Genomic DNA, 24,639 nt, shown 5'->3' on the forward strand with positions numbered 1-24,639 from the left:
AAAAACTGGCCCGCCGCCCTCCTGCCGTGCATTTACATGGAAACAGGCGAAAAAAAACCGCAGCACAGGCTGCGGTTCTTGTATCGATACCTTATTTCTTTACTTCCTTCGGCTTCACCGGCACCAGGCTCAGATCCTGGAAGTCGTAGCTGAAATCCGTCTCGGCCGACACCGGCGCCATTTTTACCCGGTCGATGCTGCCATCGGGATTGAGCGAGAACGTCACGTAGGCATCGGCGTTGAAATTGCGCTCCTTCCAGCGCACGATGAAGGTGTCGTGCTGCCAGTGTTCCAGCTCGCCCGTCAGGTCCGGCGTGCGCGTAAAGCTGAGGATGTGCTTCTTGCCTTCCGGACGGATAGTGACCTTGCCATACCAGGCATCCTCATACTCGCCGTCATACGCCGCCAGCGGCAGCGATGGCTGCGATCTGGCCGCACGTGCGCTCGACGCCTTGCCCTGCTTTTTCACTTCCTCGGCATGCTGGTCCTGCTCCACCTTGGCCACCAGCGCCAGCCAGTCCGACGGCGCCGCCTGCAGGTAATGGTCGAGGATGCGCCATTGCAGCGCCGTCATGGAACCGCCATTTTCCGCATTGGTCAGAATGGCCACGCCCAGCTTTGCTTCCGGCACCATCACCACGCGCGAATAAAATCCTTGCAGCGCGCCGCCGTGCATGGCCACTTTCATGCCCTTGTAGTCGCGCAGCTGGAAGCCCAGTCCATACGCGCTGAAATTCGGTTTCGTTGCGGCCAGCGCCGGCTTCGGCTCGGAAATCTTGATCGGCGTTTGCGCCGTCCACATCTCGCGGCCCTGCTTTTCACTGAACAGGCGCGCGTCCTTGCCATCCTTGTCCTTCACGCCGGCGATCTTGCCGCCGTCGAGCAGCACCATCATCCACTTGGCGATATCTTCCGCATTCGTGTTGATGCCGACGGCACCCACGGCATTCGGCACGGGCATGGACTTCACGGCGGCGATCTTGCCGTCGATCTTGCTGTGGGCACTGGCGACGTCGGACTTGCCCGCGTTTTCAAGCAGGCTGGTGGTGGTGCCCGTCATGCCCAGCGGCGCCAGGATGCGTTCATGCATGGCCTCGCCCCAGCTTTTCCCCGCCTTGTCGGCGATGATCTTGCCGGCCACGATATACAGCAGGTTATCGTAGGCATAGCTGTTGCGAAAACTCGTGGCCGGACGGATGTAGCGCAGCTTCTCGATGATCTCGTCGGTGCTGAACGTGGTGGTCGGCCACCACAGCAAGTCGCCCGCGCCCAGGCCCAGGCCACTGCGGTGCGTGAGCAGGTCGCGGATGGTCATGGCACCCGTCACGTAGGAATCGTGCATCTGGAAACCGGGCAAGTGCTTGGTGACGGGATCGTCCCAGGCCAGCTTGCCCTCGTCGACCAGCATGGCCAGCGCGGCGGCCGTGAAGCCTTTCGAATTCGATGCCACTTCGAACAGGGTCTGCGCATCGACAGCGGCCGGTTCACCCAGCTTGCGGACGCCAAAGCCCCTGGCGGTGACGACCTTGCCATCCTTGACGATGGCGATCGCCATGCCGGGCACGTCGAACACTTTCAGGGCGGTGGCAACGTCGCGGTCAAGATCGAAGGCGGGCGCGGGCGTCGGCGCAGCGGCAACAACGGGTGCGGCGTCAAAAGCCAGCGCCGGCACGGTGATGCTGGAAAACGCCAGCACGATGGCGGCGGCAAGACAGTTCATGGTATGCATGGTCAGGATGTCCAAAGAAGGTTCAATGCGCTTGCGCGGCCATCAATTTATCGACGCTTTCCTGCGTCACCGGGTGGTAGCGTTCACGCGCCTTCGCATACACGTCCTTGGCCCAGGCATGGCCTTGCGGCGTCTTCATCAAGGCGCTGTACAGGGGCACGACGAACTTCTGGCGGCCCACGCTCATCAGGAATGCCTGCAAGGGTTGGCGCACATCGTAGCCGGCGTTCACGGAGGCCAGATAAAAGCGGTAAGCGACTTCATTGTTGCCGCTCTTGCCCACGCCGTAGGCCTGGTCCAGCTCACGCAATTGCGCTGCGCTGGCCTTGTTGTTGATATCGTTCAGGAAGTGCATCGATTCGATGGCGATCCACTTGTCCATGCCCAGGTCCTTGGTCGCCAGCTCGCCTTTCAGCCAGGCGTCGCGGTGCTGGTCGAGCAGCGCCAGGCGCGGCGAGACGACGCGCTGCGCGCTGGCCGGCACGCCCGTGCCATACAGCCATTCATCGAGTTCCGCTTCCGGCATCACGTCCGGATGCTGCGCCAGCAGGTTCTTGCGCAGGTAGGCGATGAACTGCTCCGTCGTCACGCTCTGGAACGCGTGCTGGTCGAACCAGCCGCGCAGGAAGGGGTCGAATACGGCGCGGCCGGCACGGCGCTCCATGGTGGCCAGGAACCAGGCGCCTTTCGGGTAGATGATGCCATCGTCCGTGTAGGTTTCAGCGGGGTTGGCGTCCGCATCGCGCGTGATCAATGCCGTTTTTGCTGCCGGCAATTCGCGGATCGCAGCGGCCAGTTCCTCCTGGTCGACCTGCACGCCCATCTGCGCCACTTCGCTGCCATACAGCTGCTCGACGATGCGCGTGGTGACGTAGGTAGTGAAGCCTTCGTTGAGCCACATGTGCTTCCACGAGGCATTGGTGACCAGGTTGCCAGACCACGAGTGGGCCAGTTCATGCGCGATCAGGTCGACCAGGCTGCGGTCGCCCGCGATCATGGTCGGCGTGAGGAAGGTCAGGCGCGGGTTTTCCATGCCGCCGTAGGGGAACGATGGCGGCAGCACGATCATGTCGTAGCGGCCCCAGCCATACGGACCGTACAGCGCTTCGGCTGCCTGGATCATCTTTTCCGTGTCGGCCAGCTCGTATTCGGCCGCCTTGATGCGCGGCGGCTCGGCATACACGGCAGAACGGGGACCGAGCTTGCGCACTTCCAGTTCGCCGATGGCGATGGCCAGCAGGTACGAGGGGATCGGCTGCGGCATCCTGAATTTCCAGCCGCCCTTGCCCGTCGCTTTTTCGTCATTCTCGGCGCTCATCACGACGCGCATGCCCGCTGGCGCATCGATGCGCGCGCTGTACGTAAAGCGCACGGCCGGCGTATCCTGCGACGGCACCCACGAGCGGGCGTTGATGCTTTGCGACTGGCTGAACATGAAAGGCAGCTTGCCCGACATGGTCTGCTGCGGCGTGAGCCACTGCAGCGCGATGGCGTTCGGCGCCGTGTGATAGTAGACGCGCACCTTGCCCGGCTGGCCCGTGGTGGTGATGCGCAGCGCCTGGCCTTTTTCCGGATCGGCCTTGTCCAGCTGGTACGGCGCCATCTGCCATGCGCCGCGCTTGTCCTGTACCTGCACTTTCGCGATCGACAAATCGCGCGTATCGAGCACCAGGGTGCGCGCCGCCGGATCGATCCAGTTCAAGGACAGCTCCGCATAGCCGGACAGGGTCTTTTGCTTGAAGTCCGCTTTCAGGTCCAGCTGCAGGTCGCGCGTGCGCACCTGGTCGTAGCGCGCGTAGCTGAGGGGGTCGGCGTGCGCGGCCAGGGTTACCTGGCAAAGTAGCGCACAGCCCAGCGCGCGCAGGAAGGTCAAAGTTTGCATGGTCGTCTTTTGAATGATTTGCGAAAGCCCCGGTCCGTGTGCGCCGGGGCGTCGCGCAGAATAGCACTTCCGGCGCAGGCCGGCAGAAAAAAGCGCCGGACTGGCCGGCGCCGTTTCCCTATTTCGTCTCGGCCTTGGCTTCCGGCTTGGCCTCGGGTGCCTTCAGCGGCGCATTGAAATCCTTCATCAGGTTGTTCTTGTCGCGGTCCTGCTTGAACAGTTCGAGGCGCGATGGCGTGATTTTTCTCGGCCACGCATTGTTGCTGGTGTCGATATCGGCCGTCTCCCAGTACGGGTCCTGCACCAATCCCACCATCGGCTCGTCCGTAACGATCACCTTGCTGATCTTGTGCGGCGCATAGCGCCACACTTCGGCAGGCACGCGTTCGATGATCTTCTTGCCGCTTTTCAGTTCAATCTCCAGTATCAGCGGCATCACCAGGCCGCCGAGATTCGAAAAGTCGACCAGGTACAGATGCTTGCCCATGTTGCGCTGTTCCAGCAGCTGTCTCTCCCACGGCTCCAGCGCTTCCTGCTCTTCCGCATAGCTGTTGCGGTCCTTGTTGGTGACCGTGAATTCATCGTGCCGGTTATAGAAATCCTTCAGCGCGGGATCGACATCGACCTTCTTCGGCAGCGCCTTGTTGCGCTGGTCCGAGATCGAGATGGGCTGCCCGGCCTTCTGCGCCTTCTTCCACGCTTTCTCGACTTCCGGATTCTTCGTGCTCACGCCATATTCGCTGATGCCGTCGATGCTGATGTCGACCGCGTCCGTGGTATAGAACCAGCCGCGCCAGAACCAGTCCAGGTCCGTGCCGGAAGCGTCTTCCATGGTGCGGAAAAAGTCGGCGGGCGTGGGGCGCTTGAACTTCCAGCGCAAGGCGTACTGCTTGAAGGCGAAGTCGAACAGTTCGCGCCCCAGGATGGTCTCGCGCAGGATGTTGAGTGCCGTGGCCGGCTTGTCGTAGGCATTCGCCGTGAACTGCAGCAAGGACTCGGAATTGGTCATGATGGGCACTTGGTTCTGGCTGCGCATGTAGTCGACGATCTTGCGCGGCTCGCCATTCCAGGAGGGGAAATGCTCTTCCCACGCCTGCTCGGCCAGGTACTGCAGGAAGGAATTCAAACCCTCGTCCATCCACGTCCACTGGCGCTCGTCCGAGTTGACGATCATGGGAAAATAATTGTGGCCCACTTCATGGATGATCACGCCGATCAGGTCATATTTGGCCGTCTTCGAATACGTGAGTTCTCCCGTCTTCTTGTCCTTCACGGGGCGTCCGCCATTGAACGCAATCATCGGGTACTCCATGCCGCCGACGGCGCCATTGACGGAGATCGCGTTCGGATACGGATAGTCGAAGCTGTACTTGTTGTACTGCTCGATCGCGTGCACGACGGCGCGCGTGCTGTACTGCTGCCACAGCGGATTGCCCTCGTTAGGATAGTAGGACATGGCCATCACGCGCTTGCCGCCGCTGTCCAGTCCCTGCGCATCCCAGATAAACTTGCGGCTCGAGGCCCACGCCACGTCGCGCACATTGGCCGCCTTGAAGTGCCAGGTTTTCATCCCCACCGCTTTACTCTTTTCCGCCGCCAGCGCCTCGGCGGGCGTGATCACCAGCAGCGGCGTATTGCTGTTCTTCGCCCGCGCCAGGCGTTCGCGCTGCGCCGCGCTCAACACGCTAGCAGGGTTTTGCAGCTCGCCCGTGGCGGCCACCACATGGTCGCCCGGCACCGTCAGGTACAACTCGTAATCGCCAAACTCCAAGGTGAATTCGCCGGAGCCGAGGAACTGCTTGTGCTGCCAGCCGACGGCGTCGTAATACGCAGCCATACGCGGGAACCATTGCGCGATCTGGAAAATCGTGTTCTTGTCGTCTTCAAAGTACTCATAGCCGGAGCGCTCGACCAGCACCTTCTGGTCATTGATCTGATACGACCAGTCGATGTTGAAGGTGACGCTCTGGCCAGGCGCCAGCGCCACCGGCAAATCGATGCGCAGCATGGTCTGGTTGACCACATGCGGCAGCGGCTTGCCGTTGGCCGCTTTCACGGCGGTGAGCTTGAAGCCGCCGTCAAATTCGCGGCCCGCATGGATGGCGCGCAAGTCCTCGAATTTCAGCGCTTCGTCCTCGCTGCCGCTCAACCAGGCCTGGCGCGAGGGCGCGCTCAGTACGCGGCGCTGGTCGGCATCCTGGCGCAAGCCATTCTGGTCCAGCTGCAGCCACAAGTACGCAAGGCTGTCGGGCGAGCGGTTGTGGTAGGTGATCTGTTCGCTGGCCGTGATGGCGCGCCGTGCCTCATCGAGCGTGGCGCGGATCACGTAATCAGCGCGCTGCTGCCAGTAGGCGTGACCCGGCGCACCGGACGCCGTGCGGTAGGCATTCGGCGTGGGCAGCAGTTCTTCCAGCTGGCGGAACTTGTCGTCGAAGGGCGCGGCGGCGCACAGGCCGGGCAAGGGAGCAAACAAGGTCACACATAAGGCAAGCAAGCGGACAAGGACCGGCATGGCGCATTCCATCTGGGAGTCGTGGGCACACTGCATTCTAAGTCGAGTCTGTTTGCAAATCGATCATTGTTGTCGAAGTCCCACACACCAGGCCGTGACGTGCCCCGCCGGTACTGGCGCCGGCGCGGGCATTGGCGTATGATGCGCCTCGAACATTGGGGAGTAGTCGTCCCGCGGTCCTGCCGCGGGAACCTGTATCAACATGATTGGCCCGCAGGCCATGGTGCAGGTGGTTGCAGAACTTGACGAGACCATTGATCCAGGGCGGCCGCATGGGCCGGAGTCGCCCGTGGATCATTGGTTAATTCGTCCGGCCCGCGTACTCTTGCAATCTCATGGAAGCATTCCTCATCTCCACCGGCATCGTCGGTCTCGCTGAAATCGGCGACAAAACCCAACTCCTGGCCTTTTTGCTGGCCGCCAAATTCCGCAAGCCCCTGCCCATCGTGCTGGCGATCTTCGTCGCCACCATCGCCAATCATGCGTTTGCCGCCGCCGTCGGTACCTGGATCACCAGCATGCTGGGGCCCGATGTGCTGCGCTGGGTACTGGGCGTATCATTCCTCGCCATGGCCGCCTGGACCCTGATCCCCGACAAGCTCGATGAAGGCGAAACGAAGCTGGCCAGGTATGGCGTCTTCCTGACCACTCTGATCGCCTTCTTCATGGCGGAAATGGGAGACAAGACGCAGGTGGCGACCGTAGCGCTGGCGGCGCGCTATCACGACATTGTCTCTGTTGTGCTGGGCACCACCTTCGGCATGATGCTGGCCAACGTGCCGGCCGTCTACCTGGGCGACAGGATCGCCAACCGCGTGCCGCTGCGCCTCGTGCACGGCATCGCGGCGCTGGTCTTTGCCGTGCTGGGCGTGGCCACCCTGCTGGGCGCGGGCGCGGCACTAGGGTTCTGAGGCAGCCTGATATAATTTCTCATTTACAATATTCATGCTCATAATTACAATGTCGGCGACATGAGTACCGGCGCGCCCATCCCGAGCGGGCAGCGCGCCTTCTTGAGGAATGTATGCAGTTAAACAGAAAAGTGGCGGCGCTGTGCCTGGCCGCTTGCGCCAGCCAGCCTATCGCCGCCCTGGCGATACCCTTGAACTACCACCGCCAGACAGCAGCGCAGTCCGCGCCCGAAGTACGCACGCGCGACCTGCTGCTGTTCGGCGCCGGCTTGATCCTGCTGGCTGGCCGCCGCCGGCCCGAACACGACACCTGGACAATACTAGAGCAGCAGTAGCACCGCATACTCGCGGCCCTCGTCGCGCAAGGCAATGCTGTTGCCGCCCTGCGCGACGCCATCGAGCGACAATCCCGCAGGCCGCCCCTGCGCCTGCTCCACCGTGATGGCATAACTGCTGGCACCGAAGCGGTAATGCAGCTTGAAGCTGTCCCATTCGGCCGGCATGGTGGGCGCCATGCGCAGCACGTTCGCTTCACGCGTCAAGCCCAGCAGGGATTCGACGATCAGGCGGTACAGCCAGCCCGACGATCCCGTGTACCAGCTCCAGCCGCCGCGTCCCACGTGCGGCGCGACGGCATACACATCGGCCGTCACCACATACGGTTCCACCTTGTAGCGCGCCACCGCCTGTGCGTCCATGCCATGGCGCACGGGATTGATCAAGCGCAGCAGTTCCCACGCCTTTTCGCCGTCACCCAGGCGCGCAAACGCCATCGCCGTCCAGATGGCCGCATGCGTGTACTGGCCGCCGTTCTCGCGCACGCCCGGCACATAGCCGCGGATATAGCCGGGATTGAGGCCGGCTTTGTCGAACGGCGGATCGAGCAGCTGGATCACGCCGGAATCACGGCGCACCAGGCGCGCATCGACCTGGCGCATGGCGCCGGCAACCCGCTCCTTGTTGGCCGCGCCCGACAGCACGCCCCAGCTTTGCGAAATCGAATCGATCTGGCACTCCTCGTTCGTGTGCGAACCCAATGGCGTGCCGTCGTCGAAATACGCGCGCCGGTACCACTCGCCATCCCACGCATGTTCCTCGACGCTGGCCGCCAGTTTCACAGCTTCGTCGCGGCAGAACTGGGCAAACGCAGCATCGCCGCGCAGCACGGCTACCTCGGCAAAGCGCTGCAGCACTTCGTACAGGAAGAAGGCCAGCCACACGCTCTCGCCCTTGCCATGTTCGCCCACCTTGTCCATGCCGTCATTCCAGTCGCAGGAACCGATCAACGGCAAGCCGTGCACGCCCAGGCGCAAGCCATGGCGGATGGCGCGCACGCAGTGCTCGTACAGGTCGGCCGACTCGCCCGAACGCACGGGCAAGTCGTAATACGAATCCTCTTCCGGCTTGACGGCGCGGCCCTCGATGAAGGGCGCCACTTCCGACAGCACGTTGACGTCGCCCGTGGCGATCACATAGCGGCAGGCGGCCAGCGGCAACCACAGGTAATCGTCGGAGCAATGCGTGCGCACGCCGCGGTCCGATGGCGGATGCCACCAGTGCTGCACGTCGCCTTCGACAAACTGGTGCGCCGCACACAGCAGCAGGTGATTACGCAGCAGCTGCGGCGCCGTGTGGATCATCGCCATCGCATCTTGCAGCTGGTCGCGGAAACCGTAGGCGCCGCCCGACTGGTAGTAGCCGCTGCGCGCCCACAGGCGGCAGGCGATGGTCTGGTACATCAGCCAGCCATTGGCGATCACGTCCAGCGATGGATCGGGCGTTTCGATGCGCACGGCGCCCAGGGTATTTTCCCAATGCGCGCGCACCGCGTCGAGCGCACTGCGGGCCGCATCCTTGCCCGCATGGCGCTGCACCATGGTGCTGGCGTCGGCATTGCGGCGCCCGCCCACACCGAGCAGGAAGACGATTTCACGTTCCTGCCCCGGCTGCAATTCAAACGGGACCTGGATGGCCGCGCACGGATCCAGTCCCGTGCCCGCCTTGCCGGACAGGCGCACGCGGCGCAAGGCGGCCGGCTGCGCCAGGCTGCCATTGCGGCCGATGAATTCATTGCGGTCGCAAGTGATGGAGCGGATGCTGGCATCCGTATTGAAGAAGCCGACCCGGCCCGAAAACTCCGTGTTGTAGTTATTGCGCGCAAACAGGGCGCCGCTGATCGTGTCGACCTCCGTGGCCACATGCATGCCGGACTTGGCGCGCAGGTCGGCCATCACCCATTCCACATAGCCCGTGACGGACAGGCGGCGCGGCACGCCGCTGTCGTTGCGCACCTTGATGACCGAATATTTGACGGCCGCATCGAGCGCCACATAGGTGCACAGTTCCGTGGCGATGCCGCCTTCGCTGTGTTCAAACACGCTGTAGCCGAAGCCGTGGCGCGTGACGTAGTCGCCGCTGCCGCGCGCGGGCAGGGACGAGGGTGACCAGAACTGGCCCGTTTGCTCATCACGCACATAGAACGCTTCGCCGGACAGGTCGGACACGGGGTCGTTCTGCCATGGCGTGAGGCGGAATTCATGCGCATTCTCGCTCCACGTATACGCCTGGCCGGCTTCGGACACCACCGTGCCGAATTGCGCATTGGCCAGCACGTTCGACCACGGCGCCGGCGTCTGCTTGCCCTCTCCCGTGGTAATCACGTATTCGCGGCCATCGGGCGTGAAGCCGCCGAGGCCATTTTCCAGGATCAGCTCGCGCGCCTGCGCCCGGTGCGGCACGCCGCCATGTTCGCGGGCCGGGTCCTGCAGCAGCGGCGGCATGCGCAGCACGGGGCTCGGCGGACGCTTGACCTGCTCGGCCAGAGTGCCGCGCAGGTCGCTGATGATGGCGCGTGCCACCGATTGCAGCAAGATGCGGTCCTCGTTGGCGATCTGCTCGGCCAGGCGCACGAAGATGCCGCCCGGGCGGTCGATCGCCTGCGCGTCGATGCCCGAGGCGATCAAGCCCATGATCTGGTCGTGCAGCAGCTGGCGGTAGCCCGACTGCTCTTCATACCAGATCACCAGGTCGACGATCAGGCCTTTCAGGCGCCAGTAGGCATGCGCCTGCACCATCTGGCGCGCCAGTTCGATATTGGCCGCGTCGCGTATCTGCAGCAGCACGATGGGCAAGTCGCCGGAAATGGCATACGCCCACAGGCCCGACTGGCCACGCTGGTTCTTGATCAGGATGCTGGCCTCGGCGCGCAGGGCCGCATTCGGATAGATCACGGCATTGGCCAGGCGCGCATACAGCTGCGCGTCCGCTTCGCTGGCATTCAACTGGCGCAGCACCACCTGGCTGTGCGTCCAGGCCAGTTCGAACACGCGGTCGGCCAGGTGGCGGTCCTGATATTTGTCGATCAGGTGCAGTGCCGCGTCGCGCTGCTCCACCATGCCGGTGACGCTGTCGACCGTGACGGCCTGGTCGGGTTCGAGCGTGATGACATAGCGGATGGCCACGATGGGATCGAGCACGGAGCCGTGGCCGCCACTGAGCGGGCCACTTTCCTGCAGCGCCTGCGGCAGTTGCACCGTATTGCCGCGGCCGATGAAACGCGCGCGGTCCGTCTCGAACGATACTTCGTAGCGCTCGATATCGTGCACCGTCATCACATGCAGCAGCCACGGCATCTGCTCTTCCTTGGAGCGGGGCCGGCGCGTACATAAAATCGCTTTTTCATGCGCGAGGATTTCTGTCTGTACGAACAGCTTGCTGAACGCGGGATGGGCCGCATCGGCCGCCGCCGGCGCCATCACCACTTCGGCAAAACTGGTGATCTCGATGCGTCGCTGGCGGTTCGAATTATTGCTGATGCGCGTGCGGCGGATTTCGATGTCGTCCTCGGGCGAGACAACGATTTCCGTGTACAGGTCGAGGCCATGGTCGGCACGGCGGAACTCCGCCCGCCCCTCGGAAAAGATCACTTCATATTTCTTCGGTTCGGCCAAGGTGGGCTGGTACATGGTGGACCAGACGGCACCGTCGTCGAGGTCGCGCAGGTAGCAGAAATTGCCCCAGTTATCGCGCGTGCTGTCTTCGCGCCAGCGCGTCACGGACAGGTCTTTCCAGCGGCTGTAGCTACCGCCCGCATTGCTCACCATGACGTGGTAGCGGCCATTCGACAGCAGCTGCGTTTCCGGCACGGCGCTGTTGGCTTGCGTGAGGATGCGCATCGGCATGGCTTGCTCGGGCGCGCCGCTGCGCAGCACCGCCAGTTCGGCCGTGTTCGAGTAGAACGCGCCGGCCTGCGGCGTACGCTCCTGCAGCACCAGCAAGGCCGATTGCAGCAGCGGATCGGACTCGAAACGGCGCTGCATCGGACGGTCGTGCAGCAGGTAGCTGAGGGCCAGAAAGCCCATGCCCTGGTGGTGCACCATGAAGGAGCGGATGATGGCGCTGCCCTGCCCGCGCGGCAGGCGCGCCGTCGTGAAATCGATGGCTTCAAAGAAGCCGTAACGGCCCATGTAGCCGGCCGCCTGCATGCGCTGCAGGTTCTGGCAAGACGCTTCCGGCTGGACCATCAGGCCCATCATGCTGGCATATGGCGCCACCACCAGATCGTCAGCCAGGCCCCGTTTCAAACCCAGTCCCGGCACGCCGAAGGCGCGGTATTGATAGTTCAAACTGGCGTCGACCGTGTTGTAGCCGGATTCGGAAATCCCCCATGGCACGTCGCGCTGGCGGCCATAGTCGATCTGCGCCTCGATGACGGAGTGGTAGGTCTGGTCAAGCAGGGTATTCGGGTAGTTCGGCATCACCAGCAGCGGCATCAGGTACTCGAACATCGAGCCGCTCCACGACAGCAGCACGGGCTGGCCGGCCACCATGCACAGCTGGCGGCCCAGGGCGAACCAGTGCTCCTGCGGCAGCTGGCCCTGGGCGATGGCGATGAAGCTGGCCAGGCGCACTTCGGAAGCCAATAAATCGTAGTAGCTGGGGTCCAGGCGCCGCTCGCTGACGTTGTAGCCGATGGCCAGCAGTTTTGTCGATGGGTTGTACAGGAACGCGTACTCGATCTGCGCGAAGTCGCGCGCCTGGCCCGCCGCGTGGGCGATATCGCGCATGTGGCGGCCAGCCTGTTCGCGGCCCTGCGCCAGCAAGGCGGCCAGCTCCGAAGGCGTGCCTTCCGGCGTTTCCAGGTTGGCCAGTTCGCGCAGGGTGGGCACGCGCAGCCACGCAGGATCGACGCCCGCCTGCGCCGCCCATGGCGCCAGCTGCAGCAACTCGGCCAGCGCCGCGCGGCACTGGCGCGCCAGCGCACCGCTCCACATGGACAGCTCGCCATCCTCGCTTTGCAAGGTCAGCGACAGCAGCGCGTCGGCGGCGCCATTCGCGGCGGCGAGATAGGCATGCCATTCGGCCAGGCTGGCGGGCGCGGCCTGCGCCTGCAGCAGGCTCATGCTCTCGCGCATGGCCTTGCCCTCGCCTTCGGCGGCGATGAATTCCTGCAGCACTTGCGCCGTCGTGCGGATGCCCTGCACCACCTGCGCGCCGATGATCGGGGCGTCATACAGTTCCACCAGTCCCGGCTGCAAGGTCAGCAGATGGCCGGCCAGGTTGCCGCTGTCGACCGTCGAGATGTACATCGGCTGCAGCGCCTTCAGGGTCTGCGTGTCGTACCAGTTATAGAAGTGGCCCTGGAAACGTTCCAGCTCACCCATGCTGTGCAGGGTGGCGCGGCTGCGCTCGATCAACTGGCCCAGGGTGAGATAGCCGAAATCGTATGCCGTCAAATTGGCCAGCAGCGCCAGGCCGATATTCGTCGGCGAGGTGCGGTGCGCCACCACCAGGTTCGGATGCTCCTGCATGTTATCGGGCGGCAGCCAGTGGTCGTCCGGCCCGACGAAGGTATCGAAATAGGCCCAGGTCTTGCGCGCCACGCCATGCAGGAAGCGTCCCTGCTCGGCCGACAGGCGCGCCACGGCACGCTCGATGGGGCGGCTGATCCACCAGGCGATGGCGGGTGCGGCCAGCCACAGCAGCAGCACCACGGCGGCGGCGGGCAAGGCATCAGGGCGCCAGTAGAGCAAGGCGCCGAAGGCGGCCAGCGCCAGCGCGGGCGAGCACCACATGGCGCGCCAGCTGTCGGCCTGCGAACCCGACGATACATGCAGGTTCGAGGCGCGCCAGTCGAGCAAGTGCTTGTGCGACACGCCCAGGCGCCACAGGGTGCGCACGATGGCGTCCAGGCTGATCCACGCTTCATACGGCAGGAAGACGAGGGTCAGCATGGCGTGCGAAAACTGCACGCCGCAGCGCCGCTCGAAGGCGGCCAGGTGCTGGCGCCACAGGGTGTCGCGCGGTTTGCGCAGCAAATCGTACAGGGCCGAAAACACGGGCGGCAGGAAGATGATGGCCAGCACGGCCGCGCTCCAGAATGCCACCTGCGGCAGGAAGCCCCACGCCAGCAGCAGCGACAAGGTGGTGGCCGGCGCCACGACGCTGCGGCGCAGGTTGTCGAACAGCTTCCAGCGCGACAGCATCGACAAAGGATTGCGTTCGCGCTTGCCGGCGCGGCCCGGCACCCGGCCCAGCAGCCAGCCGATCAGCTGCCAGTCGCCGCGTATCCAGCGCTGGCGGCGGCTCACGTCGGCGTCGTAGCGGGCCGGATATTCCTCGTACAGTTGCGAGTCGCTCAGCAAGCCGGCGCGCAGGTAGCAGCCTTCCAGCAAATCGTGGCTGAGGATTTTATTGTCGGGCAGGCGCTGGCCCAGCACGCGCTCGAACATGTCGAGGTCATAGATGCCTTTGCCGATGAAAGAGCCTTCATAGAACACGTCCTGGTACAGGTCGGAGACGGTGCGCGTGTAGGGGTCGATGCCCGGCTCGCCGCCGCACAGCAGCTCGTAGCGCGAGGCGTTGGCGCTGGGCAGCGCCACGGCCACGCGCGGCTGCAAGATGCCGTAGCCGGCCACCACGCGCGTGCCGGCCGCGTCCAGCACGGGACGGTTCAGCGGGTGCATCATGGTGGCGATGAATTCGCGCGCCGCGTCGCGCGGCAGCTGCGTATCCGTGTCGAGCGTGATCACGTATTTGATCGTGCGCAGGCCGCGCAACTCGCCTTCCACCAGCGAGAATTTGTCGCGCGCGCCGCCCCGCAAAAATGCGTGCAGGTCGGACAATTTACCGCGCTTGCGCTCCTGCCCCATCCACGCATTCTGCTGCGAATTCCACAGGCGCGGACGGTGCAGCAGCAGGAACGGCCCCACCTGGCCCAGCTGTTCCGGGTCGGCCGGGTCGCCGTTTTCCTTGGCCGCCACGCCCTCCACGCGGTATTTCTCGTTCAAGCCACGGATGGTCTCCTGCGCCTGGCGCAGCAAGGCTTCGTCGCCCGGCATCGTTTGCGCTTCCGCGTCGACGAAGTCGGTCAGCAGGCAAAAGCGCAAATTCGGATCGCGGTTGGCGAGATAACGCACTTCCAGCGCCTCGCACAGGGCCGCCACGTTTTCCTGGCTGTAGATCAGGGTCGGCACCACGACCATGCCGCGCGCATCCGATGGAATGCCGGCCTGGTAATCCATGCGCGGCAGCGGGTGCGGCGACGTCATCAGGGTCGCCAGCCAGTTCACCACGGCCACGGCCAGCTGGCTGCTGCCCAGCAGCGCCAGCGCGCCCAGCGCCGCCAGGGGCCAGCCCTGCACGCCATGGCGCACGGCGCGCTCGAGCAGCAAGGCGCTCGTCGCCAGGGTCAGGAACGAAATCGCGCCCAGGTAGACGGCCAGCGGCGCGGCGCGCGCCGTATGCTGCAGCGCCTCGATGAAAGGCAGCCTGGCGCCGGCCTGCTTTTCCAGCACCAGCACGCCGCGCCCCACCAGGTAAAAGCCGATGTGCCCGCGGCGCGCGTCATTGCCGTTGCCGTGCGTGTGCGCCAGTTGCACCACCATCTCGGCCACCTCCACTTCGCTGCGCGCGCTGCGCCTGGCGATGCGTTCAATGGCATGGCGGTAGCTGTCGCGCGTGGCAAAATCCATCAAGCCATACGTGCCGGCCGGGTCCAGGCGCAAGGTCTGCTCGACCACGCTCATGGTTTCGACGAATTCCTGCCAATCCATGGTGCCGAGAAAACGCAGGCTGCCGATGCTGTTGGCGATCGACACCTGGTCGGCCGCCTGCTGCCCGATCTCGGACTGGATCTGCTGCTCGATGGTGAGGCCCGACTCGGCCAGCTTGTGCGTCAGCCACGATAGCGCCAGGGTCAGCGAGGAACTCTGTCCCTGCAGGCGGCGCGACAATTCGGCCACGAAGGCGCTGGTCATCGGCGGATTCGAACGTGCCATGTCTGCCACCAGCAGTATCAAGCCGCTGGGATTGCGCTCGGCGATCTCCGTCATCTGGTCGGCCCAGGTATTGGCCAGGTCGCGCTGCATGCGGTCATCGGCCACGCGTACGGCGACGCGGCGCAGGTTTTCGATCAGGGCTAGGCGCAGCATGATGGGCACGGCCCACAGCTCGCCCAGGGTCAAGGTGGCCACATCCTGGTAAGCCTCGACGAAGTGGCACAGGTTTTCCAGGTCGACGCGGCCATCGCCATGCGAGATGATTTCCAGCGCGATCTTGTACACGCGCGGACAGCCGGCATCCGCCCCAGAGGTCAGCCGTGGCAGCTCCTTGCTGTAGTTCTTCGGCAAATGCCGCCGCGTGGTGCGGATCTGCTCTTCGATCAGGTAAAAATTATCGAGCAGCCATTCCGAGGCGGGCGTGACCTGGCGCCCGCTTTTCACCGTGGCCGTCAGCTCGTTGACGGTAGCCGTGATCAGGGCCGCATTGTCGGCCAGGCGCGCCAGCAGGCGGTCGCGGCCATGATGCCGACCTACCGCATGGCCGGCGGCCACGTGCTTGCCGTGGGCGGCCATCTGGATGGCGCTGAATAATTCGGAACGCAGGGGCAAGGCGTCGTCGCGCGCGGCGTCGAAGGTGTCCGGTGCGAGGGAATGGTCGCGGAAGATTTCCCTGACTTTGGAAATCTGTTCCTTGATCTGCTGCGTGACAACTGCTGTGTACTCTTTCAACTTGGCCTCGCTAGGTGCGCGCAGGCAGCCAGCGGCCGCCGTCACGCTGGCCCAGTATGAAGAACACGATCGGACACTGGCGAAGACGGAAAGCGAAGCGCCGGAGCGTTGCGACGAATCTCAGGGTATAGGGAGATTTTCTGAACTTCATCGTAGGGGCGCCCTGTGCGCAAGACCGTGCGCTAGCGTACATACCCGGCGCTTTAGGGGCGTGCCGGCAAAGAAATCAGCGAGTAAAACGGGAGAAAAATTCCTGGAGGAAATGAACAGAGGGAAATGAGTACCAGCACCGTGCCAATGATGGCACGGCGCAATATTTCACGGAAGAAAGTTCAAGCCGCTCAGGCAGCGATGGCCAGCGGATGGCGTGTCGCCTCCGCCATCGCCATGCCGCCGTTGAGTTGCCATGCCGCGCCGTGACCGAGGCGGCGCAGGCAGGCAGCGGCGCGCGCGCTGCGGTTGCCGCTGCGGCAGAAAAAGACCAGCGGGCGCTGCGGCTGCTGCAGCCACGCGGCTACCTGGCCCGCCAGGCGGCTCAGCGGTACGCTGTGCACGGCGCAGCCCTCGAATACCGTGCCGGCGCAAGCCGCGTGTTCATACGCTTCGCGCACGTCGACAAGGATGGCGTCGGGATGCTGGCGCAGGAAGGCGGGCAAGGCGGCCGCATCGAGCTGCAGTTCGGCGGCAGGCACGATACCTTCCTGCACGCTGCACACGGTGCCGCAAATGCTGCCGTCGTCGCCTGACGCGCACAGCACGGTGCCTTGCGTCAGCAGCGCCGCATCCAGCAGGGGCGCCAGCGCCTCGGGCGCCAGGTTGCCGATGAAGGCGAAGCGCTGATCGAGCAGGTACACATGGTTTTCACCACACTCGACGCGGCGCAGGCGCTGCTGGCCCAGTGCCAGCTCACCGTCGATATCGATGCGGCCCACCTGCTCGATGGCGAGTTCCTGCAGCAATGCCAGGCGCGCCACGCCATGGTCGGCGGGCGGCGCCGTGTGCACGATGGCGCGCAAGGCCAGCTGCTGGCAGCGGATGAAGGCGGCCAGGCGCGGCACGAGCGCGGCGACCGGATCGATGACGACACAACTGGCGCTGGCAGCGTCGCTGATCAGCCAGGTGCACTGGCCATCCACGCCCAGCTGGATTATGCCGTCCTGCGCGCCGTCCTGCGGCGATGGCGCCAGCGCCGACGGCAGCAGACAGCTGCTGCGCAGGGCCTCGCCACAGCGCTCGATGCGCGCGCAGGCAGCGGCAATCGTCGCCGCGTCGATCAGGGGGCCGAACGACAGACGGATGGCCGAGCTGGCGCGCCATTGCGGCACATGCATCGCTTCGAGGACATAGCTGGGGAGCGCCTTGGCGGCGGAACAGGCGCTGCCCGAACTGACGCGCACGCGCGCCGCGTCGAACAGGTCCAGCAGCTCTTTTGAGGACAGGCCCGGCACGGAAAAATTGAGCGTCGTCGACAAGGACAAGTCGAACGGCATATTGAAAACGATGCCGGGAAACGCCCGTTCCAGGCTGGCCACCAGCTGCTCGCGGAAAGCGGCGAGGTCGGCGTGGCTGCGGAAGGTCTTGCCATCGTCGAGCGCGGCCAGCACGGCGCCCAGCGCGGCGATGCCGGCCATGTTTTCCGTGCCCGAGCGCAGGCCACCTTCCTGGCCGCCGCCCATCATCAGGGGCGTAAACGGCGCGCCGGCGCGCACGTACAGCATGCCGATGCCCTTGGGCGCATACAGCTTGTGGCCGGAAAACGGCGCGTAATCGATGCGCGTGGCGGCCAGGTTCAACTTCAGCTTGCCCAGCGCCTGCACGCAATCGACCATCCAGTAGGCGTCGGCGCCCCGTTCCTGCAGCAACTGGGCGATGGCGGACAAATCGCTGACGACACCCGTTTCATTATTCGCCGCCATCGTGCACAGCATGGCCGCGTCGCCGATCAGCGCGCCCAGGGCCTGCAGATCGTGGCGCCCTTGCGCATCGACAGGCAGCTTGCGCACTTCCAGGTTCAGGCCCAATAAGCGGTTCCAGTGCGCCAGGCTTTCCGGCACGGCCTTGTGCTCGGTCGCGCCATACAGCAGCAGGCTGCCGATGCGCTTGCCCGCATCGCGCCGTTCGCGCAGCGCGCACAGGGCGGACAGCACGGCCGTCTGGATACCTTCGGTGGCGCCGCTATTGAACATCAACCGGCCGTCGCCCACGCCCAGCAAGCCGCTGGCGCGTCGGCGCACGCCATCCATCATGGCCTTGGCCTGCAATCCCGTGGCATGGGTGCTGCTGGGATTGCCATAGCCCTGCTCCATCGCTTGCCGGGCGGCGGCAACGGCGGCGGGCAGCACGCAGGTGGTGGCATTGCTGTCGAGGTAGATTTCTTTCATGATGGCAGTCTGAGTATTCTATAAAAGGGCACAGCTAAAAAGGGGCAGAGCAAGCGGCTGAAACATATGGATAGTCTACCGGCCTGCGCCCGTGAAGATATGCCAAAAGACACTGCAACTACGGTACTATGCAGCATGTTCATGCCATAAAAACCGAAATAACAAAATGAATTCACCAAACACCTCGCTCGACAAATTCGACTGCGCCATCCTCGCAGCCCTGCAGCAGGACGGTACTCTGTCGATCGCCGCCCTCAGCGAAAAGATCGGCCTGTCCAGCACGCCATGCTGGAAACGGGTCAAGCGCCTGGAGGAAGAGGGTTATATCGAGAGCCGCGTGGCCATCGTCAACCGGCAAAAAGTGGGGTTGCCCGTGACCGTCTTCGTCAGCGTGCGCACGGGCCAGCACGATGAGAAATGGCTGCGCCGCTTTGCCGCCGCCGTCATCGTCTTGCCGGAAGTACAGGAATTCCACCGCATGAGCGGCGATATCGACTACCTGCTGAAAGTCGTCACCACCGACATCAAGGGCTACGATACCTTCTACAAAAAGCTCATCAAGGCCGTGCAGCTGACGGGCGTGTCCTCCGCCTTTTCCATGGAACAGATCAAATGCAGCACGGAATTGCCGCTGGAATTGATCGCCCACGGCTTGCCTGCCTGAAGCGTTTTCCATCCACGCCAGGCGGACGTGGAAAATCACGTTGCTGCAATGCAACATAAATGAACGAAAAGCAGCAATGGTGCGGCGGGACGCGCAGCGCGGCCGGTATACTGTCCGCTTGTCTGCCCGCTTTTCTGCACCTTGTGCAGGCCACCATCCAAGGTCTTCCATGTCTCTGCTCCGCCGCCTCTCCATCCAGAAAAAACTCCTGTTCAGCATGGGCTTGTGCCTGCTGCTCTTCATGGCGATCTCGTCCTTCCTCAGCGTGCGCATGAGCAGCGACTACGTGCGCGAGCGCGTCGTCAGCCAGGAATTGCCGGCGCAAGTGGGCGAGATCCGCAACGACGTGCTGCGCCAGATCAGCCAGCCGCTGTCCGTGGTGCAGACCATGGCCAACGATGTCTACCTGCAAGACTGGGAAGACGCAGGCTTGCCCGACAGCGGCATCGCCACCTTCCAGCGCTACGCCAGCGTGGTCAAGGAAAAGAACAAGGCGGCCTCGATCAACTGGGCTTCCGCCAGCACGGGCAAATACTTCACCACGGACGGCTTGCTGCGCACCTTGGACAAGAACCAGGCGGCCGACCAGTGGTTTTATGGCTTGCTGGCCGGCGACAAGGCCTATACGCTCGACATCGACAAGGCGGAAAACTCCAGCGACCTGATGTTGTACCTGAATGCGCGTGGCCAGACGGCGGGCGGCAAGCAGATCGCGGCCGGACTGGGCCTGTCCATCAATGCGCTGGCCGACACTATCCGCAGCTACAAGATCGGCCAGACGGGCCATGTCTACCTGGCGCGCGCCAACGGCGTGCTGCTGGTGCACCGTGACACGGCCCTGGCCGATGGCAAGCATCAACTCAAGGATTTACCGGGCTTTAGCGATACCCTGAGCCAGAGCCTGTTGACGGGCAACAAGTACGCGTACGCCATCTATGACGCGCCCGCGGGACGCCAGTTCGTCGCCGCTTCCTTCGTGCCGGAATTGAATCTGTATGTGATGGCTGAAGTACCGGAAGCGGAAGTGCTGGGCAATGTGACGCGATCGGCCCTGATCGCCGCCCTGATCGCCGGCCTGGTCGGTGGCGGCATCGCCCTGCTCATCATTTATGTCATCAGCCGCGCCATCGCCGCCCCCGTCGCGCGGGCGGCCGACATGCTCAGCGAGATCGCCAGCGGGAATGGCGACCTGAGCCGCCGCATGCCTGTCGAATCGGAAGACGAGGTCGGTGCGCTGGCCGCCGCCTTCAACCGCTTCGTCGCATCGCTGAATGTGACGATACGCGAAGTTCGCGACAGTACCGGGGCCATTGCCAGCGCATCGAGCCAGATCGCGTCGGGCAACCTGGACCTGTCGGCGCGCACGGAAGCCCAGGCGTCGAGCCTGGAAGAAACAGCGGCAGCCATGGAAGAACTGACGTCGACGGTGAAACAGAACGCGGACAATGCGCGCCAGGCCAATCAGCTGGTGGTGTCGGCGTCGAGCCACGCCGTCAAGGGCGGCGAAGTGGTCGGGCAAGTCGTGCAGACGATGGGCGCGATTACGGAAAGTTCACGCAAGATCGCCGACATTATCGGCGTGATCGACGGCATTGCCTTTCAAACCAATATCCTGGCGCTGAATGCGGCGGTCGAGGCGGCCCGCGCGGGTGAACAGGGCCGCGGCTTTGCCGTGGTGGCGACTGAGGTGCGCAACCTGGCGCAGAGGTCAAGCCAGGCGGCCAAGGAAATCAAGGACTTGATCGTCGACTCGGGCAGCAAGGTGGAAGCGGGCAGCAAGCTGGTCGACTCGGCCGGCGCCACCATGCAGGACATCGTCGTCTCCGTCCAGAGAGTCGCCGACCTGATGGGCGAAATCGCCTCGGCCAGCCAGGAGCAAAGCCAGGGCATCGCGCAGGTCAATGCCACTGTCACGCAGATGGATGACGCCACCCAGCAAAACGCGGCCCTGGTGGAAGAAGCGGCGGCAGCAGCCCAATCCCTGCAGGATCAGGCTGGGCGGCTGGCGCAGGTGGTCAGCGTCTTCAAGCTGGAAGAAAGCGGGCATGTGGCACCGCAGTCGCCGGCGCACAAGCCCATGCTGCCCACGCCGTCCCGCCCGAAAGTGCCGGCCAGCGATGCGTGGGAAGAGTTTTAAGGAAATTACAGGGCAGGTGACTTCACGCTCGCCGCTTGCTTGAAGAAATCATAAATGCCGCTTTCGCTCATGCGGCGGGCATTTGCCAGTTCGCCGCCCTTGGTGGCGTACAGCACCTGGTTGTTGTCGCTCGATACGAGCACGGCAGCGGGGATGCCTTTCTTGAGCGGATTGCCATAGGCTTGCGCCACATCGAGGTTATGGTCGAAGTTACCCACGTCGACCTTGACGACCTTGAACTGCTGTTGCATCAACTCGGCGTTCTTGCCTTCCTTCAAAGCCCTGTCGAGCGCGCGGCAATCCTCGCACCAGTTCGCGCCAAAGATCAGCAAGACAGGTACGTGCGCCGTCTTGGCCTCGGCCAGCGCGCGCGCCACGTCGGCCTTGGCGTCGGCCGCCGCGTTGTACGGCAAATGCGGCGTGGCGACAGGGTTGCCCGGTGTGGGGGCGGCGGCAACGGCGGTGCCGGCAAGCAGCAGGCTGGCAAGGAAAAGGGAAACGCGCATGCGGGGCTCCTGAGAGAAATCGTAAGGCCAGCTGAACAACTGCCAGCGGGCGTGATTGTCTAGAATATGCCTGCTTGTAGGAAATATCCACCATTTAATTGCAGTGTGCTTATGCGGAAAACGTATAAGCACCGCCAAGGAGAAGCCGCTTGAGCACGCCAGATACCCTGCCCCCGATTTTGTCCGGCGCCGCGCGCATGCTGCGCAGCGCCTATCCCGGCGGCATGCCAGACACGGCGTATTTCGCCGTGCTGGCCCTGCTGTATGACCACTTTTCCGACCGCAACCTGGCCGAGCTGATGGCCGCCGTCACGCACAAGGATGCTGAGACGGTCCTCAATGACCTCTATGCCTGCGCCAGCAGCCAGCCGGAGCCTTCCAGCGTCGAGGCCGCCAAGAACTTGCTGGCACAGCATGGCTTGCAGGCCGTCTGCGCCGAGGATTAGTGCCCGCAGGCAGCGAAATGGAACGCATGGGATAATATGGGGCTCACACCGAGCAACGCGGCCCGAACGCGCCCTCCCTCATGACGACTTCTTTCCTGGCACGCTGGCTGCCGCAACCGAACAACGGCAGCCGCCGCGAACAATTACGCGCCTGCGCGGGCGCCATCTGCGGCTTGCTGCTGACGGGCCTGATCTGCCATTTCCTGCTGGCCCCCGACAGCGCCAGCGTCTACCTGATCGCACCCATGGGCGCCTCGGCCGTCCTGCTGTTCTGCCTGCCGGCCAGCCCGCTGGCGCAACCGTGGTCCGTGGTGGGCGGCAATGTCGTCTCCGGTCTGGTCGGCATGGCCTGCGTGAAATGGCTGGGCCCCAGCGTGGGCGTGGCGGCGCTGGCCGCCTGCCTGGCCATCGGCGCCATGTTTGCCCTGCGCTGTTTGCATCCGCCGGGCGGCGCCGTGGCGCTGACCACGGTGGTTGGCGGCGCCAGCGTGCATGCGGCCGGCTTTGAATTCGTCTTCATCACCGTGCTGTTCAATTCCGCCGTGCTGGTCGCTTGCGCCGTGCTGTACAACAACCTGACGGGGCGCCGCTACCCGCACATCCAGCAACTGGTCGCGCCGCATCCGCACGACACCAAGGATGAGGTGCCCAGCAACCGCCTGGGCTTTTCGCCGGACGACCTCGATGCCGTGCTGCGCCAGCACAGCGAAGTGCTCGACATCAGCCGCGACGACTTGCAAGCCATCTTCCTGCAAACGGAAATGCGCGCCTACCAGCGCCGCTTCGGCGTCGTCACCTGCGCCGACATCATGTCGAAAGACGTGCTCAGCGTGGAATTCGGCACGCCGCTCGATGTTGCCTGGCGCACCATGCGCGAGCATCAGGTGGGCGCCCTGCCCGTGCTGAACCGGGCGCGCCGCGTCATCGGCATCATCACGCAGACGGATTTCCTGCGCCACGGAGGCCTCGACGATTATCAGGGCATGCGCCAGCGACTGCGCGGCCTGCTGCAGCGCAGCGGCTTGTCCCACAGCGACAAACCGGAAGTGGTGGGCCAGCTGATGACGCCGTCGCCGCACACGGCCCGCCTGGGCACGCCCATCATCGACCTCGTGCCCCTGATGGCCGATGCCGGCTACCACCACATTCCCATCCTCGACGATGAAGAGCGCCTGGCCGGCATCATCAGCCAGTCCGACCTGATGGCGGCTCTGTACGAAAGCCGCTTTGCCGAGGCGGTGGCATGACGCCATTCCAGGCACTGCTGGCCGGCCCCGATGGCGGCTCCGCCGGCACGGTCGTCAGCGCGCACTTCTTCGGCAGCCAGCTGGCCATCGATGCACCCGGCTCCACTGTCGATGTGACGCAGCTGGTCGTCAGCGTGGGCGGTGTCGATGGACCGGAACTGTTCCTGAACTGGCTCGACGGACAAGGCCGACAAGCCTCGCTCAAGCCGCTGACAGCGGACGACATCGCCACCGTCTTGCGCGAAGCGCCGGCCGCGCTGCAGCCGCAACTGCAGCGCCTGTGGGGCGAGCGCCAGCGCAACCGGCGGCAAGTATCGGGCTGGCTTGCCGGCTTGGCGGGCGCGACCATCGTCGCCGCCGCCCTGCTGTGGTGGCAGGGCGGCCATGCCGTCGGCGCGCTGGCGGGGTGGATCCCCTTGTCGACGGAAAAGCAGCTGGGCGAACTGGCCCTGGCACAAGTGCGCGCGCAGGGCGGCATCGGCGAAAGCGGCGTGGCGCAGCAGACGGTGCAGGAGATCGGCCGCAAGCTGACGGCCGGTTCGCGCTACCAGTACCGCTGGCTGGTCAAGCAGGACGACACGGTCAACGCGTTTGCCATGCCGGGCGGCATCATCGTCGTACATACGGGCTTGCTGCGCCAGGCAGCCGACCCGGGCGAACTGGCCGGCGTGCTGGCGCATGAAGTGCAGCATGTGGAGCAACGCCATTCGCTGCGGCAAATGATCAGCAGCCTGGGCTGGGGCGCCTTGGTGGGCGTGACCATCGGCGACATCAGCGCCGTGGCTGCCATGCTGGCGCACCAGGCCGGCACCCTGTATTTCAGCCGCGACATGGAAGAAGAGGCGGACCGCCTGGGTTTGCTTGCCTTGCAGCGCGCACAGATCCGTCCCGACGGCATGTTGCGCTTTTTCCAGAAGCTCGACGACAAGGACAAGGCCAGCGTGCCGGGATGGATTTCCTCTCACCCGCAGACGGCGGCGCGCGCGCAGCAGATCCGCAGCCTGATCGCCGCCACGCCCTGCCCCGCCTGCGTCCCCTTGAACAGCCAGCACTGGCAGGCGATGAAAGCCGTGGTCGCGCCAGCGGACAAATAGCAACATTCCTCCCCAATAATTTGTCCAAACGCACTGGGCAATCGCGTATGCTTACGCCCCGGCTGTTCCATCGCGACCGGCCACCCTGACCTCGCTACGCCTCCGTTCATTCTCCTTCC

The 24,639-nt window shown here is 64.3% G+C and carries 13 protein-coding genes and 1 riboswitch; of the genes, 7 read left to right on the top strand and 6 right to left on the bottom strand.

Annotated features, from left to right (window positions below):
- Positions 1 to 91: 91 nt before the first annotated feature.
- The 3 genes from IGS58_RS28735 to IGS58_RS28745 all read right to left on the bottom strand — a co-directional run bounded on the left by IGS58_RS28735 (position 92) and on the right by IGS58_RS28745 (position 6,123).
- On the bottom strand, positions 92 to 1,729 hold the full coding sequence (locus tag IGS58_RS28735) for a serine hydrolase (RefSeq protein ID WP_230523296.1): 1,638 nt from the start codon (positions 1,727 to 1,729) through the stop codon (positions 92 to 94).
- Between the two features lie 22 nt (positions 1,730 to 1,751).
- Positions 1,752 to 3,611 (bottom strand): M1 family metallopeptidase, encoded by a 1,860-nt coding sequence (locus IGS58_RS28740; protein WP_230523297.1) that lies wholly within the window; start codon positions 3,609 to 3,611, stop codon positions 1,752 to 1,754.
- A gap of 118 nt (positions 3,612 to 3,729) precedes the next feature.
- Positions 3,730 to 6,123: a M1 family aminopeptidase gene (locus IGS58_RS28745; protein WP_230523298.1), complete on the bottom strand. Its 2,394-nt coding sequence runs from the start codon at positions 6,121 to 6,123 to the stop codon at positions 3,730 to 3,732.
- A gap of 145 nt (positions 6,124 to 6,268) precedes the next feature.
- Positions 6,269 to 6,448, top strand: a riboswitch (yybP-ykoY riboswitch).
- A 10-nt stretch (positions 6,449 to 6,458) separates the two neighbouring features.
- On the opposite strand from IGS58_RS28745, the gene IGS58_RS28750 reads away from it, so the two are divergent.
- Together IGS58_RS28750 and IGS58_RS28755 are read left to right on the top strand one after the other, a co-directional pair.
- Positions 6,459 to 7,034 carry a TMEM165/GDT1 family protein gene (locus tag IGS58_RS28750; RefSeq protein WP_070278880.1) on the top strand — a complete coding sequence of 192 codons (576 nt, stop codon included), beginning with the start codon at positions 6,459 to 6,461 and terminating at the stop codon, positions 7,032 to 7,034.
- Between the two features lie 113 nt (positions 7,035 to 7,147).
- Positions 7,148 to 7,369, top strand: coding sequence for a hypothetical protein (locus tag IGS58_RS28755; protein WP_070278878.1), 222 nt, complete (start codon positions 7,148 to 7,150; stop codon positions 7,367 to 7,369).
- Here IGS58_RS28755 and IGS58_RS28760 read toward each other — a convergent pair.
- Complete coding sequence (locus tag IGS58_RS28760) at positions 7,355 to 15,982, bottom strand: GH36-type glycosyl hydrolase domain-containing protein (RefSeq protein ID WP_442908387.1); 8,628 nt, start codon at positions 15,980 to 15,982, stop codon at positions 7,355 to 7,357. The two genes, IGS58_RS28755 and IGS58_RS28760, sit on opposite strands and share 15 nt — an antisense overlap.
- A 404-nt stretch (positions 15,983 to 16,386) precedes the next feature.
- Complete coding sequence (locus tag IGS58_RS28765) at positions 16,387 to 18,426, bottom strand: aminotransferase class V-fold PLP-dependent enzyme (RefSeq protein WP_230523299.1); 2,040 nt, start codon at positions 18,424 to 18,426, stop codon at positions 16,387 to 16,389.
- Between the two features lie 166 nt (positions 18,427 to 18,592).
- Here IGS58_RS28765 and IGS58_RS28770 point away from each other — a divergent pair, with 166 nt between their 5' ends.
- Positions 18,593 to 19,090 (top strand): Lrp/AsnC family transcriptional regulator, encoded by a 498-nt coding sequence (locus IGS58_RS28770; protein ID WP_034783259.1) that lies wholly within the window; start codon positions 18,593 to 18,595, stop codon positions 19,088 to 19,090.
- A 169-nt stretch (positions 19,091 to 19,259) separates the two neighbouring features.
- Positions 19,260 to 21,227: a methyl-accepting chemotaxis protein gene (locus tag IGS58_RS28775; RefSeq protein WP_070259949.1), complete on the top strand. Its 1,968-nt coding sequence runs from the start codon at positions 19,260 to 19,262 to the stop codon at positions 21,225 to 21,227.
- Positions 21,228 to 21,232: 5 nt separating this feature from the next.
- Here IGS58_RS28775 and IGS58_RS28780 read toward each other — a convergent pair whose 3' ends face one another.
- Entirely contained in the window at positions 21,233 to 21,733 is a 501-nt protein-coding gene (locus tag IGS58_RS28780) for a thioredoxin family protein (protein ID WP_071653750.1), read from the bottom strand.
- Positions 21,734 to 21,882: 149 nt separating this feature from the next.
- On the opposite strand from IGS58_RS28780, the gene IGS58_RS28785 reads away from it, so the two are divergent.
- The 3 genes from IGS58_RS28785 to IGS58_RS28795 all read left to right on the top strand — a co-directional run bounded on the left by IGS58_RS28785 (position 21,883) and on the right by IGS58_RS28795 (position 24,520).
- Entirely contained in the window at positions 21,883 to 22,179 is a 297-nt protein-coding gene (locus tag IGS58_RS28785) for a DUF3349 domain-containing protein (protein ID WP_230523300.1), read from the top strand.
- Positions 22,180 to 22,259: 80 nt separating this feature from the next.
- On the top strand, positions 22,260 to 23,426 hold the full coding sequence (locus tag IGS58_RS28790) for an HPP family protein (RefSeq protein WP_034783256.1): 1,167 nt from the start codon (positions 22,260 to 22,262) through the stop codon (positions 23,424 to 23,426).
- Positions 23,423 to 24,520, top strand: coding sequence for a M48 family metallopeptidase (locus IGS58_RS28795; RefSeq protein WP_230523301.1), 1,098 nt, complete (start codon positions 23,423 to 23,425; stop codon positions 24,518 to 24,520). Before IGS58_RS28790 ends, IGS58_RS28795 begins: the two co-directional genes overlap by 4 nt.
- Positions 24,521 to 24,639 lie beyond the last annotated feature (119 nt).

The sequence above is a fragment of the Janthinobacterium sp. EB271-G4-7A genome (genome assembly GCF_020858075.1).
GTDB lineage: Bacteria > Pseudomonadota > Gammaproteobacteria > Burkholderiales > Burkholderiaceae_D > Janthinobacterium > Janthinobacterium lividum.

What these genes read in the sequence shown, in the direction of transcription:
- IGS58_RS28765 (WP_230523299.1), bottom strand. Translation starts at nt 18,426, where the DNA reads ATGAAAGAAATCTACCTCGACAGCAATGCCACCACCTGCGTGCTGCCC.
- IGS58_RS28755 (WP_070278878.1), top strand. Translation starts at nt 7,148, where the DNA reads ATGCAGTTAAACAGAAAAGTGGCGGCGCTGTGCCTGGCCGCTTGCGCC.
- IGS58_RS28775 (WP_070259949.1), top strand. Translation starts at nt 19,260, where the DNA reads ATGTCTCTGCTCCGCCGCCTCTCCATCCAGAAAAAACTCCTGTTCAGC.
- IGS58_RS28750 (WP_070278880.1), top strand. Translation starts at nt 6,459, where the DNA reads ATGGAAGCATTCCTCATCTCCACCGGCATCGTCGGTCTCGCTGAAATC.
- IGS58_RS28780 (WP_071653750.1), bottom strand. Translation starts at nt 21,733, where the DNA reads ATGCGCGTTTCCCTTTTCCTTGCCAGCCTGCTGCTTGCCGGCACCGCC.
- IGS58_RS28740 (WP_230523297.1), bottom strand. Translation starts at nt 3,611, where the DNA reads ATGCAAACTTTGACCTTCCTGCGCGCGCTGGGCTGTGCGCTACTTTGC.
- IGS58_RS28795 (WP_230523301.1), top strand. Translation starts at nt 23,423, where the DNA reads ATGACGCCATTCCAGGCACTGCTGGCCGGCCCCGATGGCGGCTCCGCC.
- IGS58_RS28770 (WP_034783259.1), top strand. Translation starts at nt 18,593, where the DNA reads ATGAATTCACCAAACACCTCGCTCGACAAATTCGACTGCGCCATCCTC.
- IGS58_RS28745 (WP_230523298.1), bottom strand. Translation starts at nt 6,123, where the DNA reads ATGCCGGTCCTTGTCCGCTTGCTTGCCTTATGTGTGACCTTGTTTGCT.
- IGS58_RS28790 (WP_034783256.1), top strand. Translation starts at nt 22,260, where the DNA reads ATGACGACTTCTTTCCTGGCACGCTGGCTGCCGCAACCGAACAACGGC.
- IGS58_RS28735 (WP_230523296.1), bottom strand. Translation starts at nt 1,729, where the DNA reads ATGCATACCATGAACTGTCTTGCCGCCGCCATCGTGCTGGCGTTTTCC.